The 5845-nt window shown below is 33.3% G+C and carries 6 protein-coding genes; all 6 read left to right on the top strand.

Translation table 11 applies throughout. The annotated features are described in order from the left end of the window. Positions 1–522: SMC-Scp complex subunit ScpB (gene scpB, locus MRZ08_RS02865; RefSeq protein WP_297379059.1), on the top strand; the 522-nt coding region annotated here is incomplete at its 5' end. Then, positions 512–1213, top strand: a complete 702-nt coding sequence (locus MRZ08_RS02860; RefSeq protein WP_297379057.1) for a pseudouridine synthase — start codon at positions 512–514, stop codon at positions 1211–1213. The genes scpB and MRZ08_RS02860, both read left to right, overlap by 11 nt. A gap of 34 nt (positions 1214–1247) precedes the next feature. Next, the gene (locus tag MRZ08_RS02855; RefSeq protein WP_297379055.1) at positions 1248–2459 is read left to right on the top strand and encodes an NAD(P)/FAD-dependent oxidoreductase; all 1212 of its coding nucleotides are present in this window, start codon (positions 1248–1250) and stop codon (positions 2457–2459) included. Further along, the gene (gene cmk / locus MRZ08_RS02850) at positions 2456–3106 is read left to right on the top strand and encodes a (d)CMP kinase (protein ID WP_297379052.1); all 651 of its coding nucleotides are present in this window, start codon (positions 2456–2458) and stop codon (positions 3104–3106) included. The genes MRZ08_RS02855 and cmk overlap by 4 nt, the downstream gene beginning before the upstream one ends. Then, positions 3096–3698, top strand: a complete 603-nt coding sequence (locus MRZ08_RS02845) for a lysophospholipid acyltransferase family protein (RefSeq protein ID WP_297379050.1) — start codon at positions 3096–3098, stop codon at positions 3696–3698. Before cmk ends, MRZ08_RS02845 begins: the two co-directional genes overlap by 11 nt. Next, the gene (locus MRZ08_RS02840) at positions 3689–5749 is read left to right on the top strand and encodes a bifunctional 4-hydroxy-3-methylbut-2-enyl diphosphate reductase/30S ribosomal protein S1 (RefSeq protein ID WP_297379048.1); all 2061 of its coding nucleotides are present in this window, start codon (positions 3689–3691) and stop codon (positions 5747–5749) included. Before MRZ08_RS02845 ends, MRZ08_RS02840 begins: the two co-directional genes overlap by 10 nt. Positions 5750–5845 lie beyond the last annotated feature (96 nt).

Here is a 5845-nt window from a genome sequence, read left to right as displayed (position 1 = left end):
GAATATCTTAAAGGACTAATTGAAGAAATTTTATACATTTGGGCAGAGCCTATAGATTTGGAAGATCTTTCTGCTATAATTTTTGACTTTGCTAAGAAGGATATTAAAGTTGCTCTTGAAGAGCTAATTGAGGAGAGAAATTCAAAAAAGTCCGGCCTCGTAATCAGACAATTCGATAAGTCTTATCAATTCACTTCGAGATCTTGCCATGACAAATATTTTGAAAAAGTAATCAAAAAATCTGAAAAAAAACTCTCCACTTCAACCTTAGAGACTCTATCAATTATCGCTTACAAACAGCCCATTACCAGAGCAGAGATCGATAAGATAAGGGGTGTTAACTCCCAATCTACCATAGATTCTTTGATAGCTAGAGGACTAATTGCAGAAAATGGAAGACTTGATAAGATTGGAAAGCCTATTATTTACATCACAACCACAGACTTTCTTAAATATTTTAATATTTCTTCCCTAGAAGAACTTCCAGAAATTAATTTAGATGGAGATATCTATGAGGATTAATAAGTATATAGCAAGAAGTGGATATACCTCAAGGAGAAAGGCCGATGAACTTGTAAAAAATGGCAAGGTTAAAGTTAATGGAAAGCTTACATATGAGCTAGGCCTTGATATAAAGGAATCTGATATAGTTGAAATTGATGGAGAGATTTTAGAGATTGAAGAAAAAATCTACATCAAATTGTATAAGCCGAGAGGATATATTACTAGTAACTTCGACCCTTACAACGACCGTGACTTAAATGATTTAGTAAAGCTAGATCAAAGATTTTTCGCTGCAGGAAGGTTAGATAAAGACAGTGAGGGATTATTAATAATCACAAATGATGGCATCTTTACTAATCAAATAATTCATCCTAGTAAGAAACTTGATAAGACCTACATAGTTAGGGTGAATCGATTATTAAATAAGAAAGAATGTCAACAATTCGAATCTGGGATTGACATAGGAAACTCTGAAATAACTTCTGATTCTAGGATTGACTTGATTGATAAGGGGAATAAAACCTACAAAGTTATAATTCATCAAGGCTACAATAGACAAATTAGAAGGATGTTCGCCTACTTTTCAAGCGAGGTAAGGATGCTTAAAAGAATCAGCATAGGACCTATTAAGCTTGATGGAATGAAGCCTTACGAGAAAAGAAACTTTGATCAGACTGAGATGGATTTTGTAAGAAAAACGAGGGGATAGAGGTCTATCTCTTTTTTTATGGTAAAATTTATATATGAGAAAGATAGGAATAATAGGTGCAGGCCCTGCGGGAGTCTTTGCAGCTATAAATATAAAAAATGAAAATAACCAAGTCTACTTATTAGACAAAAACAATCAAATAGGTGAGAAGCTAAAAATTACTGGAAATGGCAGATGTAATGTAACAAACGCCAATTATTACGATGAATTTTTGGAAAATATCATAAGGAATAAGAATTTCTTATACTCTGCATTTTCTAGATTTGACAACTTTTCCATGATTGATTTTTTGAATAAGGAAGGGATCGAAACAGTAATAGAAGAAGACGATAAAGTATTTCCTAAATCTTCGAAATCTAGTGAAATTATTTGTCTTTTTGAAAGTTTGATTAGAGAAAAAGGAATTAGATTTATACCAAAGACTGAGGTTGAAAAGATAGAAAAATCAGATTGTTTTTTGCTAGAAACATCTAGGGGGAAATATGAGTTTGATAGCCTAATTATTGCAACAGGAGGCCGAACTTATCCCAAAACAGGCTCAACAGGAGATGGATATACTTTTGCTAGGAGCTTTGGCCATAAGATAATAAATACAAAAGCCTCTCTTATGCCTCTTTATCTAGAGGATAGAATAAATGTAAAGGCCTTAAGTCTATCTGATAAGAAACTTTGTCTAAAAACGAAAGAAAAAACTTATGAGATAAGAGGGGATATTATGCTTACCCCAAACTTTATTACAGGACCAGCTGCCCTTAAGATTCAAGCCCTAGCGGCAAGGGATCATTTGAAAATTTTATCAATAGATTTTCTTCCTGAATATACTTATGAGATGCTTGATAAAAAATTAATATCCATCTTTGAAGATAATAGTAGAAAGAATTTGTCAAATGTTTTAAATATACTATTAAATGATCAGCTGGTATCAATTTTAATTGATAGATTAAAAATTAATAAAGACATGAAAGTAAGCGAAGTAAGCCGAGAAGATAGGAAGAGAATATTGGACTTAATGAAAGCTTTTGATTTAAAAATAAGTCAAAAAGAAAATTTCAACAATGCTGTGATAACTAGTGGAGGAGTTGATCTAAAAGAAATTAATCCTAAAACTATGGAATCAAAACTAGTTAAGGATTTATACTTTATAGGAGAAGTCCTGGATATTGATGCTCTAACAGGAGGTTTTAATTTACAGATTGCCTTCACTACAGCCTACGCAGCAAGTTTAGCCATAAAGGAGAAGATATGAAATATATAATAGCACTTGATGGACCAAGCGGATCAGGGAAATCAACAATTGCTCAAGAATTGTCAGAGAGATTAGGAATAGAGTATTTAAATACAGGCTCCATGTATAGGGCTGTAACCAAATATTTCTTGGACAAGAATATAAAAGAAAGTGACTTGGATAAAATCGTTAAAAATTTAGAAAATATTCAAATTGATTTTAATGAAGGAGCCATTTTCCTTAACGGTGATGACGTTAGTAAGGAAATAAGAAGTGATATAGTGACCAAAAACGTATCATGGGTTTCAGCTAATGAAGATGTTAGAAGAAAACTTGTTGATATGCAAAGACAAATTGCAAAAAACACAAGCTTTATCCTAGATGGTAGAGATATAGGAACAGTTGTTTTTCCTAATGCCAAGTATAAGTTCTTCCTAACAGCAAGTCCAAGGGTAAGAGCTATTAGGAGATTTGATCAAAACGAATCTGACTTAAGCTTAGATGAATTAGAAAAATCTATAATAGAAAGAGACGAATATGATTCAAATAGAGAGACATCTCCTTTAAGAAAAGCAGAAGACGCATGCTTGATTGATAATTCTGACTTAAATATTGAAGAGACGATAGATATGATTTTAGATAAGATGGATAGTGAAGATGTTATATAATTTTTTAGTAGTGCTTTTAAAAATAATATGTATACCTATCTTTAGGATTAAAGTAAAGGGTCTTGAAAATATCGAAGAAACAGATAAAATTATCGTATGCGCTAACCATAAGTCTTTGTTGGATCCTATATTTTTAGCAATAAGTTTACCTCAGAGAATCTATTTTATGGCTAAGAAAGAACTTTTTGATAAGCCTTTTGTAGGAGGATTTCTAAAAGCCCTTGGAGCTTTTCCAGTAGATAGATTTGGGCGAGACTTAAAAGCTTTGAGAGCTTCTGTAGCATTGGTTAATGAAGAGAAGATTCTTGGGATTTTCCCTGAAGGAACTAGGGTTAAAGAAGCTAAGAGAGAGAATGTTAAAGATGGTGTTGCATTTATCGCCTTAAAAGCAAAAGCCGATATAATGCCAGTAGAGATAATTTCTACTTACAAGCCATTTAGAAAAAGTGAAATTTTGATAAAAAAACCTATAGCTGTTAATGAATTCGCTTCCCTTAAGAACAAAGAAGCTATGAAGAAGATGACAGATAGGGTTTATGATAAAATCTATGAGCATCACACGATTGTGGAAAGTGAGAATCAATGGAAATAATTATTGCAAAATACTCAGGATTTTGCGGTGGTGTAAGAAGGTCGGTAGAGCTTGCCGAAGAAGCAATAAAGAAGGAAGGCAAGCGCTACTGTGTAGGGCCTTTGATACATAATCCGCAATTAGTCGAGAAATTAGAAAATGAAGGACTAAAAGTTGTTAATAAGAAAGAAGCTCTAAAGATAAAGGATTCTACTATTCTTATTAGGGCGCACGGAGAAAGTGCCGACTTTAAAGAGAAGCTTTTAGCAAATGGTAATGAAGTAGTAGATGCTACTTGTCCAGTACTAAACAATATTTATAAAAAGATTATAGAGAAGGAAAATGATGGATACCAGGTAGTTATTGTTGGAGATAAAACACATCCTGAAATAATTGCTATGGAATCTTTCCTAAACAATGGTATAATAGTTTCAGATGAGACTGAAGCAAAAAATATAAAATGTAATAACAAGCTCTATGTTGTTAGTCAAACTACAAATAGGCTTGATTATTTTTATGATATTGCTAACAAGTTAAAAGAAAATAATGATAGTGTAGTAATAGAAAACACAATATGTAAAGCAACTGAAAATAGGCAACAAGCAGCCAAATCCTTAGCTAAGGAAGTTGATTGCATGATTGTAGCTGGTGGTTTTAATAGTTCTAATACAAATAAGCTATATCAAGTAGCTAATATGTATTGTAAAAATGTTTTTAGGATTGAAACTGTTAAAGATCTACCTTTGCAAAAGCTCTCTAAATTTAAAAAAGTTGGTATAATCGCAGGTGCCTCTACACCTGATGAGATTATCGAGGAGGTAGTAAGTAGTATGGATGAATTCACAAAAGAAGAATTTATGAACAGTCTAGAGGATAGTTTAAAGAAGATTTACCCAAAGGAAATCGTAAAGGGTACAGTTATTGATGTTAAGGATGATGAAGTATTCGTTGACATTCAATTTAGAGCTGATGGAATTATCAAACTAGACGAAATGACAGAAGAAGAAGCAAAAGATCCAAAAAACAGTTTTAACGTAGGTGATGAGATTGACGTATTCGTTATCAAATTAGATGACGGTGAAGGCAATGTTTCACTTTCTACAAGAAGAGTTGAAGGAATGAAGGTATGGAAAGACCTAGCAGAAAAGGCTGAAAACGACGAGTTAGTTCACGGAGTAGTAAGTGGATTTAACAAAGGTGGTCTTACTGTTAATGTTGAAGGAATAAATGGTTTTGTTCCTGCAAGCCAAATTGCAACATACTTTGTTAAAAACTTCAAGAAATTCGTTGGAGAAGAGTGGGATCTAAAAATCATCAGCATCGATGAAAGAAAAAATAGACTAGTTCTTTCTAGAAAAGAAGTAGTTGAAGATGAACTTGACGGACTATGGGAAGAACTTGAAGAAGGACAAGTAGTAACTGGAAAAGTTGCAAGACTTACAGACTTCGGTGCTTTCGTTGAAGTAAATGGCCTTGATGGACTCCTACACGTATCAGACATCGCTTGGAGCAGAGTTGAACACCCATCTGATGTACTAAACGTTGGTGATGAAATCGAAGTTAAAATCCTAAAATTAAATCAAGATAAGAACAGAATTTCTCTTGGACGTAAACAACTTCTAGAAAAACCATTTGAAGCATTCGTTAACCAACACGAAGTTGGTGATGTTGTAACTGGTAAGGTTGTTAACCTACTTGACTTTGGTGCTTTCGTTGAAGTAGCAGACGGAGTTGAAGGATTAGTTCACGTTTCAGAAATTTCATGGGAACATGTTGAAAAGCCATCTGATGAACTTAACGTTGGTGATGAAATCGAAGTTAAGATCATAAGCATCGATACAGATGAAGAAAAAGTTGGCCTAAGCATTAAAGCTCTTAAGGAAGCTCCAGAAAGACCAGAAAGAAGAGCTAAGAGAGCTCCAAGAAATAACGATAGACCAAGAAGAAGACCAGAAAGAGATAATTCTGCTTCATTTGGTGATGACGATCTAAATAACAATTTAGGTAACCTACTAGAACAAGCATTATCTGAACAAGGTAATGAAGGATTACTAGAAGGCGAAGACGAATAAATCTTAGAAAACTAAGAGGAGATGATTAAATCATCTCCTTTTTTCATGATTGGAGTAATATGCAAGTTAAAGAAAAATACAAAGATTATTTTAAGG

The organism is Anaerococcus sp. (assembly GCF_022770135.1).
GTDB lineage: Bacteria > Bacillota > Clostridia > Tissierellales > Peptoniphilaceae > Anaerococcus.
This window is presented reverse-complemented; position numbering and strand designations above follow the sequence as displayed.

Excerpts from the sequence above, each read along its gene's own strand:
- MRZ08_RS02860 (WP_297379057.1), top strand. The coding sequence starts at position 512 with ATGAGGATTAATAAGTATATAGCAAGAAGTGGATATACCTCAAGGAGA.
- MRZ08_RS02855 (WP_297379055.1), top strand. The coding sequence starts at position 1,248 with ATGAGAAAGATAGGAATAATAGGTGCAGGCCCTGCGGGAGTCTTTGCA.
- cmk (WP_297379052.1), top strand. The coding sequence starts at position 2,456 with ATGAAATATATAATAGCACTTGATGGACCAAGCGGATCAGGGAAATCA.
- MRZ08_RS02845 (WP_297379050.1), top strand. The coding sequence starts at position 3,096 with ATGTTATATAATTTTTTAGTAGTGCTTTTAAAAATAATATGTATACCT.
- MRZ08_RS02840 (WP_297379048.1), top strand. The coding sequence starts at position 3,689 with ATGGAAATAATTATTGCAAAATACTCAGGATTTTGCGGTGGTGTAAGA.